This is a genomic window from Desulfobulbus propionicus DSM 2032 (genome assembly GCF_000186885.1).
Taxonomy (GTDB): Bacteria; Desulfobacterota; Desulfobulbia; order Desulfobulbales; family Desulfobulbaceae; genus Desulfobulbus; species Desulfobulbus propionicus.
In genome coordinates, this window is the sequence record NC_014972.1 from 1,637,952 (window position 1) to 1,656,895 (window position 18,944).

The 18,944-nt window shown below is 56.6% G+C and carries 12 protein-coding genes and 1 pseudogene; 11 read left to right on the forward strand and 2 right to left on the reverse strand.

Features of this window, described 5'->3' with window-relative positions:
• Nucleotides 1-17 precede the first annotated feature (17 nt).
• The 10 genes and pseudogenes from DESPR_RS07170 to DESPR_RS07200 all read left to right on the forward strand — a co-directional run bounded on the left by DESPR_RS07170 (nt 18) and on the right by DESPR_RS07200 (nt 16,183).
• Nucleotides 18-1,730: a hypothetical protein gene (locus DESPR_RS07170; protein ID WP_015724136.1), complete on the forward strand. Its 1,713-nt coding sequence runs from the start codon at nt 18-20 to the stop codon at nt 1,728-1,730.
• Between the two features lie 22 nt (nt 1,731-1,752).
• Nucleotides 1,753-8,532 (forward strand): RHS repeat-associated core domain-containing protein, encoded by a 6,780-nt coding sequence (locus DESPR_RS07175; RefSeq protein ID WP_015724137.1) that lies wholly within the window; start codon nt 1,753-1,755, stop codon nt 8,530-8,532.
• Nucleotides 8,529-8,984: a tetratricopeptide repeat protein gene (locus DESPR_RS17850; protein ID WP_081457984.1), complete on the forward strand. Its 456-nt coding sequence runs from the start codon at nt 8,529-8,531 to the stop codon at nt 8,982-8,984. The genes DESPR_RS07175 and DESPR_RS17850 overlap by 4 nt, the downstream gene beginning before the upstream one ends.
• Nucleotides 8,985-9,072: 88 nt before the next feature.
• A complete protein-coding gene (locus DESPR_RS19140) occupies nt 9,073-10,929 on the forward strand; it encodes an RHS repeat-associated core domain-containing protein (protein ID WP_272867046.1) in 1,857 nt (618 codons plus the stop codon).
• Between the two features lie 227 nt (nt 10,930-11,156).
• Complete coding sequence (locus tag DESPR_RS19145) at nt 11,157-13,028, forward strand: RHS repeat-associated core domain-containing protein (RefSeq protein ID WP_015724139.1); 1,872 nt, start codon at nt 11,157-11,159, stop codon at nt 13,026-13,028.
• 2 nt (nt 13,029-13,030) lie between these two features.
• Nucleotides 13,031-13,372, forward strand: a complete 342-nt coding sequence (locus tag DESPR_RS17855; RefSeq protein WP_015724140.1) for an Imm58 family immunity protein — start codon at nt 13,031-13,033, stop codon at nt 13,370-13,372.
• Between the two features lie 550 nt (nt 13,373-13,922).
• On the forward strand, nt 13,923-14,336 hold the full coding sequence (locus tag DESPR_RS07190) for a hypothetical protein (protein WP_043769820.1): 414 nt from the start codon (nt 13,923-13,925) through the stop codon (nt 14,334-14,336).
• Between the two features lie 92 nt (nt 14,337-14,428).
• Nucleotides 14,429-14,593: a hypothetical protein gene (locus tag DESPR_RS18680; RefSeq protein WP_174262876.1), complete on the forward strand. Its 165-nt coding sequence runs from the start codon at nt 14,429-14,431 to the stop codon at nt 14,591-14,593.
• A 78-nt stretch (nt 14,594-14,671) separates the two neighbouring features.
• A pseudogene (locus DESPR_RS07195) lies at nt 14,672-15,804 on the forward strand (IS4 family transposase).
• Nucleotides 15,805-15,817: 13 nt separating this feature from the next.
• Nucleotides 15,818-16,183 carry a NifB/NifX family molybdenum-iron cluster-binding protein gene (locus DESPR_RS07200; RefSeq protein ID WP_015724142.1) on the forward strand — a complete coding sequence of 122 codons (366 nt, stop codon included), beginning with the start codon at nt 15,818-15,820 and terminating at the stop codon, nt 16,181-16,183.
• An 84-nt stretch (nt 16,184-16,267) separates the two neighbouring features.
• On the opposite strand, the gene DESPR_RS17190 is transcribed toward DESPR_RS07200, so the two are convergent.
• The gene (locus DESPR_RS17190; RefSeq protein ID WP_015724143.1) at nt 16,268-17,698 is read right to left on the reverse strand and encodes an NlpC/P60 family N-terminal domain-containing protein; all 1,431 of its coding nucleotides are present in this window, start codon (nt 17,696-17,698) and stop codon (nt 16,268-16,270) included.
• 165 nt (nt 17,699-17,863) lie between these two features.
• On the reverse strand, nt 17,864-18,325 hold the full coding sequence (locus DESPR_RS07210; protein ID WP_169701558.1) for a hypothetical protein: 462 nt from the start codon (nt 18,323-18,325) through the stop codon (nt 17,864-17,866).
• Between the two features lie 33 nt (nt 18,326-18,358).
• On the opposite strand from DESPR_RS07210, the gene DESPR_RS07215 reads away from it, so the two are divergent.
• On the forward strand, nt 18,359-18,781 hold the full coding sequence (locus DESPR_RS07215) for a GNAT family N-acetyltransferase (RefSeq protein WP_015724145.1): 423 nt from the start codon (nt 18,359-18,361) through the stop codon (nt 18,779-18,781).
• Nucleotides 18,782-18,944 lie beyond the last annotated feature (163 nt).

The following is an 18,944-nucleotide window of genomic DNA, read 5'->3' on the forward strand; positions in this document are numbered from 1 at the left end:
CAAGCAAGGAAAACCGAATGTGCTGCTTTGCTCTGATCAGACGGCTGAGTGTCTGGATTCTGACCGTTCTTAGTATTTTTGCATTTATACCGGCATTAGCCGCCGCCACTAGTGCCTCTATTTCTATCAGCGGGCAGGAGGGTGCGCTCCCCCTGCAAGCATCAGGTGAATTCAGCGAATACACTTTTTGTGACGGAGCTCACCCGCCCAACTGCTGGACAGATAATTCAGGATCATTGACGGTTCGCCAAACATTCCCGAGCGGCGGTACCTATTCCATAGGAAGCAAATCCGGCAAAGGTTCGGCTGACTGGTCCACCACCTTAGATACCGGTGCCATGGCCCAGGGGACACACACATTTGTCGCAACAGCTTGCGACGTAAAAGGAAATTGCAGTTCTAACTCCCAAAGTATCACAATCGACAACACGCCGGCAGTAACGAGCACTGTAAGCAAAACGGAAGGTGAGCTTGATATCAAGGGAACCGTAGATTTCAAAGAATATGTCGGCGGCAATGAAGGATCCGTTACCCTTTATCACATATACCCTAACAACTCATATGCATATCGGATCCAGAGCAAATCCTTTGAAGGAACAAACGTCATAAACTGGACCTATCAGGAGATTGTTGGAGCCATTGCCGATGGGGGATCATGGGCACAAGGAAAGCACATCATTCGAGCCGTCGCCACAGCACACAATGGCGCCTCAACTTCTATTGATATCCCCATCACCATCGATAACACCCCGGAGGTTACGGGTTCAGCCAATAAAGTTGAAGGTGATCTCAATATTAAGGGGACAGTCGATTTCAAGGAATACGTCAGCGGCAATGAAGGATCCGTTACCCTTTATCACATATACCCTAACAACTCATATGCATATCGGATCCAGAGCAAATCTTTTGAAGGAACAAACGTCATAAACTGGACCTATCAGGAGATTGTTGGAGCCATTGCCGATGGGGGATCATGGGCACAAGGAAAGCACATCATTCGAGCCGTCGCCACAGCACACAATGGCGCCTCAACTTCTATTGATATCCCCATCACCATCGATAACACCCCGGAGGTTACGGGTTCAGCCAATAAAGCTGAAGGCGATCTCGACATTAAGGGAACAGTCGATTTCAAGGAATACGTCAGCGGCAATGAAGGATCCGTCACCCTCTATCACATATACCCTAACAACTCATATGCATATCGGATCCAGAGCAAATCCTTTGAAGGAACAAACGTCATAAACTGGACCTATCAGGAGATTGTTGGAGCCATTGCCGATGGGGGATCATGGGCACAAGGAAAGCACATCATTCGAGCCGTCGCCACAGCACACAATGGCGCCTCAACTTCTATTGATATCCTCATCACCATCGACAACACGCCGGAGGTAAAAATCATCGGTCCTCGATGTTATGCCGACCTCACCTGTGACATTCTGGGCACGGTGCAATTCAAGGAATATGTCGGTGGAGCCGAGGGGAGCGTCACGCTGTATCTGAAGGATGTCAGCGCCTCCAGCTACAGCAGTTACGGCAGCAAGAGCTATGAGGGAACGAGCATCAACTGGAAATATGCCGACTTCGCCGGAGCCCGGATAAGCAAGGCGACCTGGGGTGGCAGAGAACTGATGGTGCAGGTGGTGGCCAAGGCCGCCAACGGCGCCACGATGACCAGCTGGCAATACTTGATGATTCCGGCGCTTGGCTGCCCAATCCCGTTACGGTAACCATTTCCTATCGATAACGGTCATGAAACGCTTCTTTCGCCCCATACAGTGTTTGCTCCTCTGCCTCGGGATCCTCCTTGCCGCGATCCCCTCCCTTGCCGGCAGCAACCCGTTTATTTCCAATCACGGTATCAACTTCTCCACTGGCAACAAGTTTATCCGTGAACGCGACGTCAGCCTGGCCGGGCCGGTGGAGCCGCTCAACTTCTCCCGTTACTACAACAGCCAGAGCAAGGAGGACACGAGCTTTGGCTACGGCTGGTCATTCTCCGAGCTTGAGTCCCTGCAGATCGAGACCGGTCTTGAACTGATCGTCTACATCCGTACCGACGGCCACCTGCTGCACTTCACCGCCAACGGCACGACCGACCAGTGGGCCAATGAAGTCGGCCCCCGGGCACTGATCACCAAGACCGAGGAAGGCTACCTGCTGCGCCTGCCCGATGGACGCGCCCGGCAGTTCAACTTCGCGGGACAACTCCTTTTCCGGAAAGACGCCAACGGCAACCAGATCAACTACACCCATGAAGGAAAGAATCTCAAGAGCATTACCGATAACTTCGGCCGGACTCTGAGTCTGGGGTACAACGAGGCGGGCAAGGTTGCCACGCTCACCGCTCCAATCGGTGTGTTCACCTACGCCTATGACTCCAACGGCAATCTGGTTTCCGTCACCCGCCCCGACGGCAAGCAGCGCACCTATCTCTACGAAAACGCCACCAATCCGCATTGCCTGACCGGCATTGTCGACGAAACCGGCATTCGTGTGCTCACCGCTACCTACGACACCATGGGCCGGGTCGTTACCTCGGCCTTCGCCAACAACCGTGAGAAGGTGACCATTGCCTATCAGGCGGGTTTCAAGCGGGTGATCACCGACAGCCTGGGAGCCGTCACCACCTACCAGCTCGAATCCTGGAATGGCGTGGCCCAAGTCAAGTCGTTCACCGGTCCCGGTTGTTCCTCCTGCGGGTCCGACAGCGCCAGCCAATACACCTACGACCTGCGCCAACAGGTGCTTTCGCAAACCGACGCACGGGGCGTTACCAGCACCTACGCCTATGACGAACAGGGCAACCGGATCCGCGAGACCCGCGCCATCGGGACCGCCCAGGAATATACGACCACCACCACCTACACGCCCAATTTTGACAAACCGGCGACCATCACCGAACCATCGACAGGCAACCCCGGGCAGTACAAGGTGACGTCCTTCTCCTATGACGCGGCGGGCAACCCGCTTACCCGCACGGAAACGGGATACAACGCCAGTGGAGCGATCAGCCGAACAACCACCACCGTCTATGACAGCCTGGGTCGCATCGTCTCCATCGACGGACCAAGAACCGATGTCAACGACATCATCACCTTGAGCTATTATGACAACACCCCGGGCCAGAGACTCAACCGGGGCTTTCTCCGCAGCGTCACCAATGCCGCTGGTCACCAGGTGGTATTCAGCGACTACAACAACCAGGGACTGCCCGGACAAATCACCGATGCCAACGGGCAAACAACCCTGCTTGCCTACAATGCGCAAGGCCGCCTCATCGAACGGCAGAGCAGCGGCCGTGTCACCCAATACCGCTACAACGACGCCGGCGCCTTGACGTCCGTGATTCTTCCCGGCAACCGCACCCTCTCCTACAGCTATAACGCTGCCGGTCAAGTGGCTCAGGTCACCGACCAAATCGGCAACACCATTAGTTATGACTATGACAGTGAAGGCCGCGTGCTGCGCCGGGAAGTTCGCGACCCGGAGGGCAACCTGACCACCGCGCTCTCCGCCGAATATGACCAGGCCGGCCGGATCCTCAAGCTGACCCATCCCGACGGCAGCAACGAGCAACGCAGCTATGACCAGACGGGCAATCTGACGGAACTGACCAACGGCCTGGGACAAACATCCGCCTACAGTTATGACGTCCTGAACCACATGAGCGCGGCGGATGAACCAGCCGGCAATGTCAGCTTCCGTTACGATCTCCACGGCAACCTGAGCGCTGTCACCGACGCAAAAGGCAGAACAACCCGGTACACGTATGATGATTTCGGCAACCGGGTTGCCGAGGTCTCACCGGATACCGGCACGGTCACCATGCGCTATGACGCCGCCGGCAACCTGATCGAGAAAACCGACGCCAACACTATCACCGTCTCCTACGTCTATGATGCGCTCAACCGGTTAACCGGGATCTTCTATCCGGATAACGCGCTGAACGTGGCGTACACCTACGATGCCGGAAGCAACGGCAAGGGCCGGTTGACCGCTGTGCGCGACAACAGCAGCAGTTATGGCTTCAAATACAACGCCTTTGGCGAATTGAGCGCCGAGACCGCCGCCATCACCGACCACACCTTCACCACCAACTACAGCTACAATGACAACGGCGAGCTGGTGGCCGTTACTTATCCCAGCGGCCGGATCGTCACCTCCGAGCGCGACGCCGCCGGCAACGTCACCGCGATCCGCAGTGTCTACCAGGGGCAAACCAGTATCGTCGCCGAGAGCATCGCCCGTCTGCCCTTCGGCCCTCCCACGGCCATGACCCTGGGAAACGGCCTGTCCGTGGCTTCAACCTACGATCAACTCTACCGCCTGACGTCCATACAAGCCGGCGGACTCATGCACCGGAGCTACAGCTATAACGCGATCAGCCAGGTAACCGCCATCGCCGACCAGCTGGCCAGCGCCAAATCCCAAACCTTTGCCTACGACGAGGCCAGCCGCCTGCTCTCCGCTCAAGGCGTCTACGGAGCAATCAACTATACCTATGATGAGGCCGGCAACCGATTGACCAGCGTCCAGGACGGGGCCACCTCAACCTATACCTATGCCCAATCCAGCAATCGATTGCAGCGTATCCAGGGTGCCGAGTCCATTGACTACAGCTACGACGCGGCCGGCAACCCGCTCAGCAAGGGCAACCAGGCCTACACCTGGAACCAGGAGAACCGGCTGGCACGGGTCACTCTCAACAACGCGGTGGCCGGCCAATACAGCTACGACTTCCGGGGGTTGCGAAAAACAGCCGTCACCACAGCCGGCACGACCCTGTTTCTGCACGATCCGAGCGGTAACCTGCTGGCCGAGGCCGATATCCAGGGGACCATCCTGCGGGAATATGTCTACCTCGATGGCCAGCGGTTGAGTGCGTTTGACTATACCGCCCTGCCCGCGTTCGCCGTCACCGTGACCACTTCGTCCGGGGTTGTTGTCGAGGGGGTTCAGGCCTATGCCTTTGACGAGCAGAACCAATACACCAATCTCCATGTCGCCACTGACGCCGAGGGCAAGGCGACGTTCAATCGCGATGACTTTGGCGAGGGCGCATACCGGTTCCGGGTCGATTACCTGGGGCATCAGTTGTGGACCGAACCGGTGACGGTCAAGACCAGCCAGGGTGTCAGCCTGGTGATCAGCGAGACGCCAGTCGCCGTGCAGGTACCGACAAGCGATGCCACCCAGGCCGGCGCCACGGTTTACGTGTTCAGCGAATCGGGTGAATACCTGGGAATTTCCGGGACCATTGACGAAACGGGCAAGGTCTCGTTCACCCTGCCCGTGGGAGGCAAATACACGTTCCGCACGGAACTCTTCGGCCAGCTGTACAGCAGCGCCCTGACCACGGCGGCTGCCGGGGCCTCGGTCACGGTCGATTCCGGTGGCGGGGTTCTCACCGTACAACTCGCCGATGACGCCAGTGCGATCCTTTCGGGGATCAAGACCACGCTCCACAGTTCAGGGGGGGCCTACCTGGGCCTCACCCGGACCAGCGATACCACCGGTAAGGTCAGCTATACCATGCCTTCCGGGAGCTATCTGCTCAAGGCCGAGTTCCTGGGCTATCCGTTCTGGAGCACCACGCTGAGTGTCACCTCCGACACGGCCGCCACCCTCACCATTCCCCGCCGTGACCTCACCGCGCGCGTAACCCTGCAATACGAGGGTGCGGCCACGCCACTGAGCTCGGTGCCCTGCACCCTCTTCACCCCTGAAGGGGTGGAATTGGGCCAGCAGCGGAGCACCAATACCCAGGGCGAGGCCATATTTTCCGTGCCGCAAAAGCCTTACCGGATCAAGGCCACCTATCTGGCCCAGGAATATTGGTCGGCCGACGTGACCTGGGAAAACGCTCCCATCGTCATCGCCGGCGGCAAGGCGGTGGTCAATACGACCAACAACGGCATGCCGCTGGCAGGGGCCACCCTGCGGGTGTATACCGCCACGGGGACCGATACCGGCATAACAGCTCTGACCGACAGCGAGGGAAAAACCACGTTCACCCTGCCCGGAGGTTCGTACCGTTTCCAGGCGACCCATGAAGGCCAACTGTTCTGGAGCGGGAATCTGACCGTCACGCCCGACCAGACCATCCACACCACTATCTCCACCGGTGGCGGTTCCTATGTGCTGAACGTGACCAACGGAACAGCGGGGATCGCCGGGGTCAAGACCATGCTGTTCTCGGCCTCCGGCTCCTACCTCAGTCAGTCGGTCACCACCTCCAGCACCGGCGAGGCGGCGTACAACCTGGCCGATGGCAGTTACCGGGTCACAGCCAATTACCTGGGGTATGAGTACAGCACCGATCCGTTCACCGTGCCCCTGATCGCCTCCCAGACCCTGGCCATTCCCCACCTGGCCCACACGGTCTCGGTGGTCCGGAGTTACCAGAACGATCGCGTCCCCCTGGCCAACATCGAGGCCACCCTGTGCTCCGTGGACGGATCCCCGCTGGCGCTCACCGTCGCCACCGGCACCGACGGCACCCTGCAATGGAGTCTGCCGGCACAGGCCTATGCGGTTCAGGCGCGCTATCTGGGGCGAACCTATCTCAGCTCGACCTTCACCAACGATGACCCTACCGTACTCATCCCCGAAGGCCTGGCCAGGGTGACGCTCCTTCAAGGCGGGACAGCCCTGGCGAACACCCAGGTCCTTGCTATCAGCGAGAGTGATCCCGATCATCCCAAAAGCCTGATCACCAACGACAGTGGCGTGGCTGAATTCCGGCTGCCGGCCGGTTCCTACACCTTCAAGGCGACTCTGGGCGAAACCGTATACCAGGGTATCGGCACAGTCGTTGCTGATCAGATCACCAACGTCACACTCAATCTGGGGACAAGTACCCTGTCGATCACCGTGCGCACGAACGAAACCACCGTCCTGCCTGGCGTTGTCTGCTCTCTCTATACAGCCGAAGGCGAACCGCTCAACCGCAGCGCCACCACCGATGGTTCCGGCGTGGCCTCCTTTGCGGTGGAGGCCGGGACCTATCGAGTCAAGGCCTGGCATCTGGGCTATGACTTCACCAGCGAGGTGATCGAAACACCGGTGGTTCTCTCTGCCAGCCTGACCATCCCCCATCGCGATCTAGCCGTCCACGTGCTCAAGGATCAGGGGGACGGCGTGGAACCGGTCTCCGGGCTGCGCTGTTATCTCTACTCCCTGGGCGAAGGCGAGGGGCTGAACGCCACCGAACTCCATGCCGACAGCGACGATCAGGGCATGGTTCATTTTGTGGTGCCCGAGGAGCGGGCCTATTACGCCGTGGCCACCTTGCTCGGCCGCGAGTTCATCAGCGTGGAAAGCGAGGGCCAGGCCACCCTGACCATCGAGCTGGGCACGATGACGGTTACCGTGCGCGACGACAGTGCGGTCACCGAGACCAATCCCGATGGTTTGGTACAGGGAGCAGTGGTGACGCTCTACACCAATGAAGGGACAGCCCTGGGCCAGGAACTGAGCACCGGGGCCGACGGCCAGGTCTGCTTCACCCTGCCCGAGGGCAGCTACAGACTGCGCGTCGGCTATAACGATCAGCAGTTCTGGAGCGGGGTGATCAATACCTATCCCCTGGGCGACACGCCGGTGGAAATGATCAATGGCTCCGGCGGAATACTGAGCCGGCTGCACGATCCCCATCCCTCCCTCTGGCACGGAACACCGCCGCAATACCGGCCACTATTGGCCCTGGCCTCAGGCTCGCTGGCCGGGATGCTGACCACCACGTCAACACCCGTTGCCGCCACACCCCAGGTGGTCTATTATCTCAACGATCACCTGGGCACAGCGCAACTGCTCGTCGACGCCGCAGGGACCGTGATCTGGCAGGGTGACACCCAGCCCTTTGGCCAGGTGACTGAGGTGATTAACCAGATCGACCACCGGTTCCGCTTCCCCGGCCAGATGGTTGATCCTGAGAGCGGGTTGTATTACAACTGGAACAGGTTCTATGATACTTCCACCGGGCGATACCTATCTCCTGATCCGATTGGGTTGGATGGGGGGATGAATTTTTATGCTTATGTCGGAGGGGATCCGGTCAACTGGGTGGATCCGTGGGGATTGGCAAAATGCACTTATTCAATATCAAAACACACGTTGATTTGTGTTTCAAATACTACAGATGATATAAATTTTATAGGTCCTCACGAGCAAAGGCAAGTTGGGCCTGAAGGTGTTTTTTCTGGTCAAGGTGAATGCCAAGATGTTCCTTCTGACGAATGCACTGATGACAAATACAATGGTCCAATTGTACCAGGTAACTATAATATAAATGAAGACAATAGACCTGGTCATAATGATTGGTTCAGGTTAGAGCCATCACCAAAAATTCCCGGTTGGAAGGTCCTGTCAGGATTAGAACGAGGTGGTTTCGCATTTCACCTTGGAAGCAGGTCGGCTGGTTGCATAAATGCGAATAAAAATAATCAAGAAACGGTACAACAGTTTAGAAATTTACAGAATTTGATAAAACGAGAAAGTGGTTCCAACACTTTAAAGGTTGGGCCATGAAAGTCGTCAAGCGAATAATCATAATGTTATCTTTAAGCTTAGTTGTATTAATGCTAAGTTTTTTATTAAAAAATTATGTGTTTGATAAAGCAATCTTACACTTAAAGGAAGAAAATCATGAATATGCTCTTTATTATTTGAAGCCATTGGCATTTGTTGGGTATTCTGAAGCGCAAAAAATTCTTGGTGAATGTTTTGCTTTTGGCCATGGTGTTGAAAAAAACAAGGAAAAAGCTAAATACTGGTTAAGACGTGCTCATGATGGCAGTGACTGTAACAGCGATCGATGTATCGCTGCCGATTTATATTTTATCGGTGAAAATTATTTAGAAGGAGTTGGTGTTGAGATTAATCGTGAAGAAGCTATGAATTGGATTAAAATGGCGGCAGATAACGGCTACCCCAAGGCTGTTGAATATATGTCTCAACCCCGGAGCCCTGAAGCTCGATAGCTTGAAATTAGGGGAGGCACCAAGATGTTTCTCTCCCACCTGGCGCTCACCCACCAGCGGCAACCCGACCGTACTCATCCCCGAGGGCTTGGCCAGGGCGACACTGCTCCAGGGTGGAGCTGCCCTGGCGAACACCCAGGTGGTGGCGATCAGTGACAGCGATCCCGACCATCCCCAAAGCCTGACCAGCGATGCCAGCGGCGTGGCCGAATTGCGTTTGCCGGCCGGCTCCTACACCTTCAAGGCTACCCTGGGTGAAACCGTGTACCAGGGCATCGGCACGGTGCTCGCCGACCAGACCACCAACGTCACCCTCAATCTGGGGACAAGTACCCTGTCTATCACTGTGCGCAAGAATGAGACCACCGTCCTGCCTGGCGTTGTCTGCTCTCTCTATACGGCCGAAGGCGAACCGCTTGACCGCAGCGCCACCACCGATGGTTCCGGCGTGGCCTCCTTTGCGGTGGAGGCTGGGACCTATCGGGTCCAAGCCCGGTATCTGGGCTATGACTTCACCAGCGAGGTGATTGAAACACCGGCGGTTCTCGCCGCCAGCCTCACCATCCCCTATCGCGACCTGGCCGTTCGCGTGCTCAAGGATCAGGGGCAAGGCACGGAACCGGTCTCCGGGCTGCGCTGTTATCTCTACTCCCTGGGGGAAGGCGAGGGGCTGAACGCCACCGGGCTCCATGCCGACAGCGACGATCAGGGCATGGTCCATTTTGTGGTGCCCGAGGAGCGGGCCTATTACGCCGTGGCCACCCTGCTCGGCCGCGAGTTCATCAGCGTGGAAAGCGAGGGCCAGGCCACCCTGACCATCGAGCTGGGCACGATGACGGTTACCGTGCGTGACGACAGTGCGGTCACCGAGGCCAATCCCGATGGTTTGGTGCAGGGGGCGGTGGTGGAGCTCTACACCAGTGAAGGGACGGCTCTGGGCCAGGAACTGAGCACCGGGGCCGACGGCCAGGTCTGCTTCACCCTGCCCGAGGGCAGCTACAAGCTGCGCGTCGGCTATAACGATCAGCAGTTCTGGAGCGGGGTGATCAATACCTATCCCCTGGGCAACACGCCGGTGGAAATGGTCAATGGCTCCGGCGGTATACTGAGCAGGCTGCACGATCCCCATCCCTCCCTCTGGCACGGAACACCACCGGAATACCGGCCACTATTGGCCCTGACCTTGGGATCACTGGCCGGGATGCTGACCACCACGTCAACGCCCGTTGCCGCCACGCCCCAGGTGGTCTATTACCTCAACGATCATCTGGGCACGGCGCAACTGCTCGTCGACGCCACAGGAATAGTCATCTGGCAGGGTGACGCCCAGCCCTTTGGCCAGGTGACTGAGGTGATCAACCAGATCGATCACCGATTCCGCTTCCCCGGCCAGATGGTTGATCCTGAAAGCGGGTTGCATTACAACTGGAACAGGTTTTATGATCCTGCCACTGGGAGGTACCTATCACCTGATCCGATTGGGCTGGATGGGGGGACGAATTTGTATGGGTATGTCGGAGGGGATCCGGTGAACTCGATTGATCCGCTTGGATTATTTAATCCCACCAAAGGAATTGCTTCACTTGGCAATGCAGCAAACGCTGGTCGGCTGTACGCTGGAGGTGTTTTGAAACTTGGCGCAGCAGCTGGTTTGACAAGCACTGGGTTAGGGGCACCTGCTGGAACTGGAGTCGCAGCGCTTGGTACATGGAACTTGTGGTCTGCACAATCTGCCTGGAATCGCTCGTTACAACAATGGAATGAGGCTTGGAATGAAAGTTGGGACGACGCAACGTGGAAAAATCTTCTGGGTATATTGCCCTTTGGTACCGAGTTTGATGACCCTTGTGAGCCTTCGGCATGGGATGTCCTGAAAGCTAAAGCAAAGAATTTCAAGGATAAACCTGACGAAATAATCAGAGAAATAGGAACTTGGGGATTCTAAATGTCAACCTTTACATTTATTACAATTGCTCTCTCTGTAGTTTTTATGATTTACTGCACAGTACTTTATGTTCGGGATCTTAAGGTCGGAAAAGACTCATTTATCAAGAAAACAGGACGGTGGCTTAAAAACGTAATCGATGTTTTTTTTGGTGCTGGATAGCCCTTACATAGGGCCGCCGTTTCAGCCAGATATGTTGCATCGCCGCCCTGCCCAACACCCAGGTCATGGCGATCAGCGACATCGATCCCGACCATCCCCAAAGCCTGACCACCGACGCTGGCGGCGTGGCCGAATTCCGGTTGCCGGCCGGCTCCTACACCTTCAAGGCCACCCTGGGTGAAACCGTGTACCAGGGCATCGGCACGGTGCTCGCCGACCAGACCACCAACGTCACCCTCAACCTGGGGGCCAGCACCCTGGCGATCACCGTGCGCACGGACGAAACCACCGTCCTGCCCGGTGTGGTCTGCTCCCTCTATACAGCCGAAGGCGAGCCGCTTAACCGCAGCGCCACCACCGATGGTTCCGGCGTGGCCTCCTTTGCGGTGGAGGCTGGGACCTATATGGTCCAAGCCCGGTATCTGGGCTATGACTTCACTCTCGAAGCGATCGAAACACCAACGGTTCTCGCCGCCAGCCTCACCATCCCCCATCGCGACCTGGCCGTCCGCGTGTTCAAGGATCAGGGGAACGGCGCGGAACCGGTCTCCGGGCTGCGCTGTTATCTCTACTCTCTGGGCGAAGGCGAGGGGCTGAACGCCACCGGGCTCCATGCCGACAGTGACGATCAAAGCATGGTTCATTTTGTGGTACCCGAGGAACGGGCCTATTACACCGTGGCCACCCTGCTCGGCCGCGAGTTCATCAGCGTGGAAAGCGAGGGCCAGGCCACCCTGACCATCGAGCTGGGCACCATGACCGTCACCGTGCGCGACGATAGCCAAATCACCGAGGCCAATCCCGATGGTTTGGTACAGGGGGCAGTGGTGACGCTCTACACCAATGAAGGGACAACCCTGGGCCCGGAACTGAGCACCGGGGCCGACGGCCAGGCCTGCTTCACCCTGCCCGAGGGCAGCTACAAGCTGCGCGTCGGTTATAACGATCAGCAGTTCTGGAGCGGGGTGATCAATACCTACGCCCTGGGCAACACGCCGGTGGAAATGGTCAATGGCTCCGGCGGCCTGCTCAGCCGGCTGCACGATCCCCATCCCTCCCGCTGGCACGGGACGCCACCGCAATACCGGCCACTATTGGCCCTGGCCTCGGAGTCGCTGGCCGGGATGCTGACCACCACGTCAACCCCGGTTACCGCCACGCCCCAGGTGGTCTATTATCTCAACGATCACTTGGGCACAGCGCAACTGCTCGTCGACGCCGCAGGGACCGTGATCTGGCAGGGCGACACCCAGCCCTTTGGCCAGGTGACCGAGGTGATCAACCAGATCGATCACCGATTCCGCTTCCCCGGCCAGATGGTTGATCCTGAGAGCGGGTTGTATTACAACTGGCACAGGTTTTATGATCCTTCCACGGGGAGGTACCTATCCGCTGACCTGATTGGGTTGAATGGGGGGATTAATCTCTTTGCTTATGTTGGTGGCGATCCGGTGAATTTGATCGATTTAGAGGGACTTGCTGGTTGCAAGGTACTGTTTCCCAACATGCCTATTGATACAGGTATGGGTTTTACATCAACAAGTCTTGGAGGTCACGGAGGAATTCTTACCTATGATACCAATGGTACAACTAAGTATTACGAGTATGGGCGTTATCCAGCGAGCCAAGCTGTTGGATCAGGCTTGCCTTCAGATGAAGGCAATGTTCGTCGACTTAGCGTACCCAACCTACAGCTAGATAAAAACGGTCAACCAACCCCTGAGTCACTGGCGGCATTGAAAGAGTTTCTTGAGAAAAAAGCTGGGAAGGATACAGATTCTGAGTTGACTTGTGACGCTAATGCTGATGAGAAAAAAATTCTTGATTATATTGATAAAATTTCCAAAGATCCGAAGCGACCTAAATATAAATGGAATCCATGGAACAGTAATCATTGTCGCGATTTTGCTACACGGGCATATAATTCAGGGCGATAAACATGAAGAAATTGACGCTGTTTCTTTTGCTTTCTCTATCTGTTAGTATAATTTGCTGTGCTTTTTTTGCCTATTTTTGGATAGATAGGTCTATCTCTCTTGACTATCTCCAACAATCTTATGAAACTGAGCGAAGTTCTGTAGCAAATTTACAAAAATTAATTGCTTCGGAATGGAAGGGTTTACCTGAAGGGCAAGTACAAAAAAAACTAGAGCAAGTAGCAGCTAAATCGCCAGAACGTCGCATTGTTGTAAAAAAAGAGGGTTCGATCATTTGGTTCGATCAGGTTCCTTTCAATATCGAGCAAGGAAGACTCGATAGCGTGGGGCCAAGTACTCGTTAACCTGTTATTTAGAGGAGTTCAGGGTAAACCCGATAAGGCGGGCACAGCCCCACCGTGGCCGCCGTTACTCATCTTTCCCCCCTCGCGCGGCGACAAGCCACGGGCAATATTCTCAATCGCCATTCCCCAGGCGTGTAGGTATAGGGGGAGATCTTGAACCTTGAATCGTTCCAGAGAGTCTTCTCTGCATGACCCAACCACTCCGCATAGAACCGCCTGACGTCGCAGACCTTGCCCAAAGCAAGATAACGTCTATACGGTGTGTTGCAACGTACGCAACAAGCAGGCCGGGCTTGTCGATGCCGCACGATAAGGGGACACATTTATTTCCTCGGCCTCCGGCTCCTACCTCAATCAGTCGGTCACCACCTCCAGCACCGGCGAGGCGGCGTACAACCTGGCCGATGGCAGTTACCGGGTCACGGCCAACTATCCGGGGTATGAATACAGCACCGATCCGTTCACCGTCCCCCTGGTCGCCTCCCAGGCCCTGGCTATTCCCCACCTGGCCCACACGGTCTCGGTGGTCCGGAGCTACCAGAACAACCGCGTGGCCTTGGCCAACATCGAGGCCACGCTGTGCACTGTGGACGGTACCCCCCTGGCGCTCACCGCCGCCACCGGAGCCGACGTCACCCTGCAATGGAGTCTTCCGGCACAGGCCTATGCGGTTCAGGCGCGCTATCTGGGGCGAACCTATCTCAGCGAGCCCTTCACCAGCGGCAACCCGACCGTGCTCATCCCCGAGGGCTTGGCCAGGATGACGCTGCTCCTGGGTGGGGCCGCCCTGCCCAACACCCAGGTGGTGGCGATCAGCGATAGCGATCCCGACCATCCCCAAAGCCTGACCAGCGATGCCAGCGGCGTGGCCTTCTTTGCGGTGGAGGCCGGGACCTATCGGGTCAAGGCCTGGCGTCTGGTGCGCTGTACACCAGTAAAGGAACGGCCCTGGGCCAGGAACTGAGCACCGGGGCCGACGGCCAGGTCTGCTTCACCCTGCCCGAGAGCAGCTACAAGCTGCGTGTCGGCTACAACGATCAGCAGTTCTGGAGCGAGGTGATCAACACCTACGCCCTGGGCAACACGCCGGTGGAAATGGTCAATGGTTCCGGCGGCCTGCTCAGCCGGCTGCACGATTCCCAACCAGATCGACCACAGGTTCCGCTTTTTCCTTCCATGTTTGAGAGTTATTATGAATCACTGCTGTCTCATAAAAAATGAAGATAAGGAGGCTCGGAGAGCTGCTTGGCGGTATAATGATTTTGCATAAAGATCATACAAACCAAGGAGATCCGAGCCATGGCCTATAGCGATACCGTCCTCAAGCAATTGCTTACACTTGTCCCAAGATATGAATTTGACACACTGGCTCAACTGCATCACGCGGGACAGAATTTCCGTTCCTACAACCGCTGGAGTCAATTCCTAGCCATGCTGATCGGCCAGCTTTCCGGCAGAAAAAGCCTCCGGGATATCACCGATAATCTCATGGCACAGGGCAAGCGGCTCTATCATCTTGGTATGAAGCGAACCACTAAAGCAACCTTGGCTCGGGTCAACGCAGAGCAACCCGCTGCTCTCAAGCACTGTTCGCCAAGCTGCTGGACAGGTGCCAACTGGTAGCGCCCAAACACCGCTTCTCCTTCAAAGGCAAGCTGTACCTGCTTGATGCCACGGTGATCAACCTTTGCCTCGCCGCCTTTCCCTGGGCCGAATTCAGGCAGAAAAAGGGAGCCATCAAACTGCATGTCGGCCTGGATGCCGATGGGCATCTTCCGGTCTTCATGGACATGACCAAGGGGAAGGAACACGAGATCAACTGGGCCAGGACCCTGCAACTCCCCAAGGGCTCCTTTGTCTGCATTGATCGCGGCTTCACCGATTACCGCTGGCACAGCGACCTGACCGCTAACGCCGTTTTCTTTGTTTCGCGGCTGAAAAGCAATGCCGATGTCCAATACCTGCTTAAACGGGCCGGGCGAAGGAGCGCTGGGATCACCAACGATCAGACCATCCGGCTCAAAGGGGTTGAGCAGCCGTTGCGTCTGGTCGCTTATACCGACCCGGCGACCGGCATCGAGTATCGGTTTGTCACCAACGCCCACCACCTGAAAGCCAAGGAGATCACCCAAATCTACAAAGAGCGCTGGCAGATCGAATTGTTTTTCAAATGGATCAAGCAAAACCTGAAGATCAAGACTTTCCTCGGCACCACAAGCAACGCGGTGTTGACCCAGGTTTGGATTGCCCTCTGTGTCTACCTCATGCTGGCTTACCTGAAATTCAAAGCCAAATTAGGCAATTCCATGCAACAGATACTTCGCCTACTACAACTCAACCTCTTCGCGAGAAGAGATTTGATCGAATTGTTTAAACCTCCATCAACTCAAACAACTGTTTCTCCACAAATTTTACTGTGGAGAAATTTATGAGACAGCAGTGATTATGAATATTGCCCTAACGACAACCGGTTCCACGCTCGACAGCGCGGTGACTGATGAATTTGCCCGCGCACTTTATTTGCTCCTTGTCAATGTCGAAACCATGACCTGCATTCCCATCGAACATACCATGTCCCCTGGTTCTGACTGTGAACTGGCCCGGATCGTCTTAACTCATCGTTGCGAAGCGATTATCACCGGCACATTGACCGAGGCGGCCTTTGCCATCCTCGCTGACGACGGGGTGACCCGCTATCGGGCAAGAAACATGACCGCACGGGAGGCTTTGGACGCAATGGAAAGAAGAGAGCTGGATCTGATTCGCAATGCGGACGGCTCGGGTGCATGTTCGGGAAGCCATCATCATTGATTAACCCTCCCCGCAACCTGTCCGTAATGAAGGGAACGACTGCGTGGCAATCGCTTTCTTTTTTCAGGAGGGGTTACGGGGGCGTCATTTTACACCCGCTGCACTCGGCTGATTCCGTTGGGCGTGTTCTTTATCGGGCACAGGGAGCAGGAGCATCCCGTCCAGTCGGTCAAGGGTCGTCCCTTTTGACAAGGACAATTCCTTGCCAGCCTCCAAGGTGCTTACAATGGTCCTGCCGATGATGAATTTCTGCTCGGGGCAGTTGGTGGGCCTGTAGGCCAGCCCCCAGGCGGTATGCAAGATGACCGGCTTGCTGTTGTGGAGACCCACGTACAGCATGATATGGCCTTTATGATGGAGAAGGGTTCGAAAGGGGATGCCCTGCTCTCGGATGCGGAGTTCCTTGTCGCTGGTGGAGAGACCCGCCAGCGGCACAAACGGGCCTGAAGTAATCTGTTTGTACGAATTGCGCGGCAACCAGATGCCGAAGGCAAGGAAGAAGTCTCTGGTGGTGGCCGAGCAGTCGCGGTTTCGGTACAGCTCGCCCCAGCCGTAGTCGGTTTTGAGGAGTTCGTTGCCGATGAGCGTCACATTTTCGGAGTTGAGCGGCAACGGATGGCGGCGGGCGTCATTCTTGGCGATGCGCGCTGTGGCGAGGGTGGCATGTTGATCGTCGCCAACTACCGCCACATCGACCAGCCAATGATCGGCCTCTTCCTTCACCAATGGGTAGAGGGTGCCGATTTTCGGCTGGGGCAAGATCTTGCTCTGTGTGGTCTGAATCGATGAATAGTCCCTGACGACAACGAGTTGCGGTGCATTGGCCAACCGGTTTCGCACCGATTCATCGACCAGCCTGATGGCCTCGGGATCCACCCACCCGTTGGCATAGGACGTTTCGATGTACAACCAAGCGCCATCCGTGGTTGCATGCAGGAGGCGAACAGGTTCGTTGGGCTTGATTTCTGCGAACTGGAGATGGTCAAAGGGAACGTCGTCCGGGGTTTCGTAAAACGGCCTCATGGTGGGCAGGATTCGGATGAACGAGGGTTTGATCGCGATCCCCAATTGATTCATGGAAGGAAAACGCTCCAAGTCAGCAAGAGCCAAGAGATGCTGCATGCGGGTTGGCTCAACGATCAGCCGATTCTCCCCATACCATGTTTGTGCGGCGAGCTGCCTGACCCCCTCGGCCACTGTCGTGGTCTCGAAAAGTGGTGCGGTCGTTGTCCATGGAGTAAAATATTGCTGATGAAATTGCCGCGCTGCCTGGCGCTGCTCATCGGCACGCATGGTTTGCTTGAACACCGCGGCGAATGGACCGATGTCCTGGGGGATGGTCTGCAAATCGTTGATCGTGGTACTGGTCGCAAGCGTCTGCGGACAGGTCGCTTTTTCGGGAGACGAGGCGCGCTGCCGCGGAGACGGTCGATCCCAATGCAATAGTGAGACGGCCCAGATGAAGAGCGCCAGGGTTACGGCGGCAATCAACCAGGTGCTGAGCAAGCGGTTCATGCCATTCTTGTGTGCATAAAAGGAGGAAAGGGCGGCTGAAAGGCGACAACGGCGCGTTCTAGTCGAAGCGCCCGGCTGTCATCCGTTACAAGATGCAAGGGCACGCGATCAACGGCTCTGCAATGAAAAAAGCAGGGCAAGCTACCCGGACGATTGTCGAGGCTGTCAGTCACGGATCGTCCTTTTTTGCTCCGCTGCATCGTCGTTCGGCCGCGCCCGGCAGCCAAAGGCACTTCGCAACAACTGCTTCACGGCATGGCGATCGCCAGCGGTCAGGGAGACGATTTTCGCGCCCGTCTGCATGAGGGCCATGGTCAGCAAGGCGCTCAGCAGCACGCCGAAGCAGTAAATGAGCAAGGCGATGAGGTTGGCCAGGGGAATGGTTCGTTCGGTCAGCTTGATATCGAACGCCTTGCCGCCGAAGCTTGTCGCCAACTGCGCAATGGGATCGGTCAGGGAAGCCGGGGTGTGCAGCAGGGTAAAAATGAGCCGAAACACGTCAACGGCATAGTTGAGCCCGATGACGATCACCGCCAAGCCGATACAGGTGGCCAGAAGACTGATCATCTTTTTCAAGGTTTCCACTCCGGACACCGCGTTTTCTCTCTGTTCCGATAACACCTTCATCACCTCCGTCGAACCGGTATTGAGGAAAAAAGAATGGAATTGGACATACGTTTGAACTGCCTCGATGTGGACTGGGCAACTGTCGCCGCAACTCTCAAAAGCGTCGGGATGGCGCATTTTCCGCCCGAGGTGCACAAAAAATCGTTTGAAGCCAGTCATGCCACCGTCTTTGTCCGGAACAAGGGCCGGCTCGTCGGCTTTGGCCGGGCCATTTCCGATGGGATTCGCCAGGCCGCGGTCTATGATGTCGCGGTGGTTCCCGAATATCAAGGGCAGGGGATCGGCACGGTGATCCTGCGAACTATCCTGGGGAATGTGCCAAATTGCAATGTCATTTTGTATGCATCCCCCGGCAAGGAGGATTTTTATCGCACCCTCGGGTTTCGGCGGATGCAAACGGGCATGGCCCTGTTCACGAACCCCGAGTTGATGGCGGAGAAGGGATTCACCGAATAGCGCTTCCGGCGGGCCCGCGCATTTGGGCGGGAAGGAATCGGGCGTTGCCGCGCGGTCGCCAACAGCCTCTTCGCCCTGGCGGGTCTTGGCCGCGTATATTATAGTGCGCCGCCCCGCCAGTTCTGATCGCCGCTGGCCAAACAACCGCCAAGGAGTGCCGTTT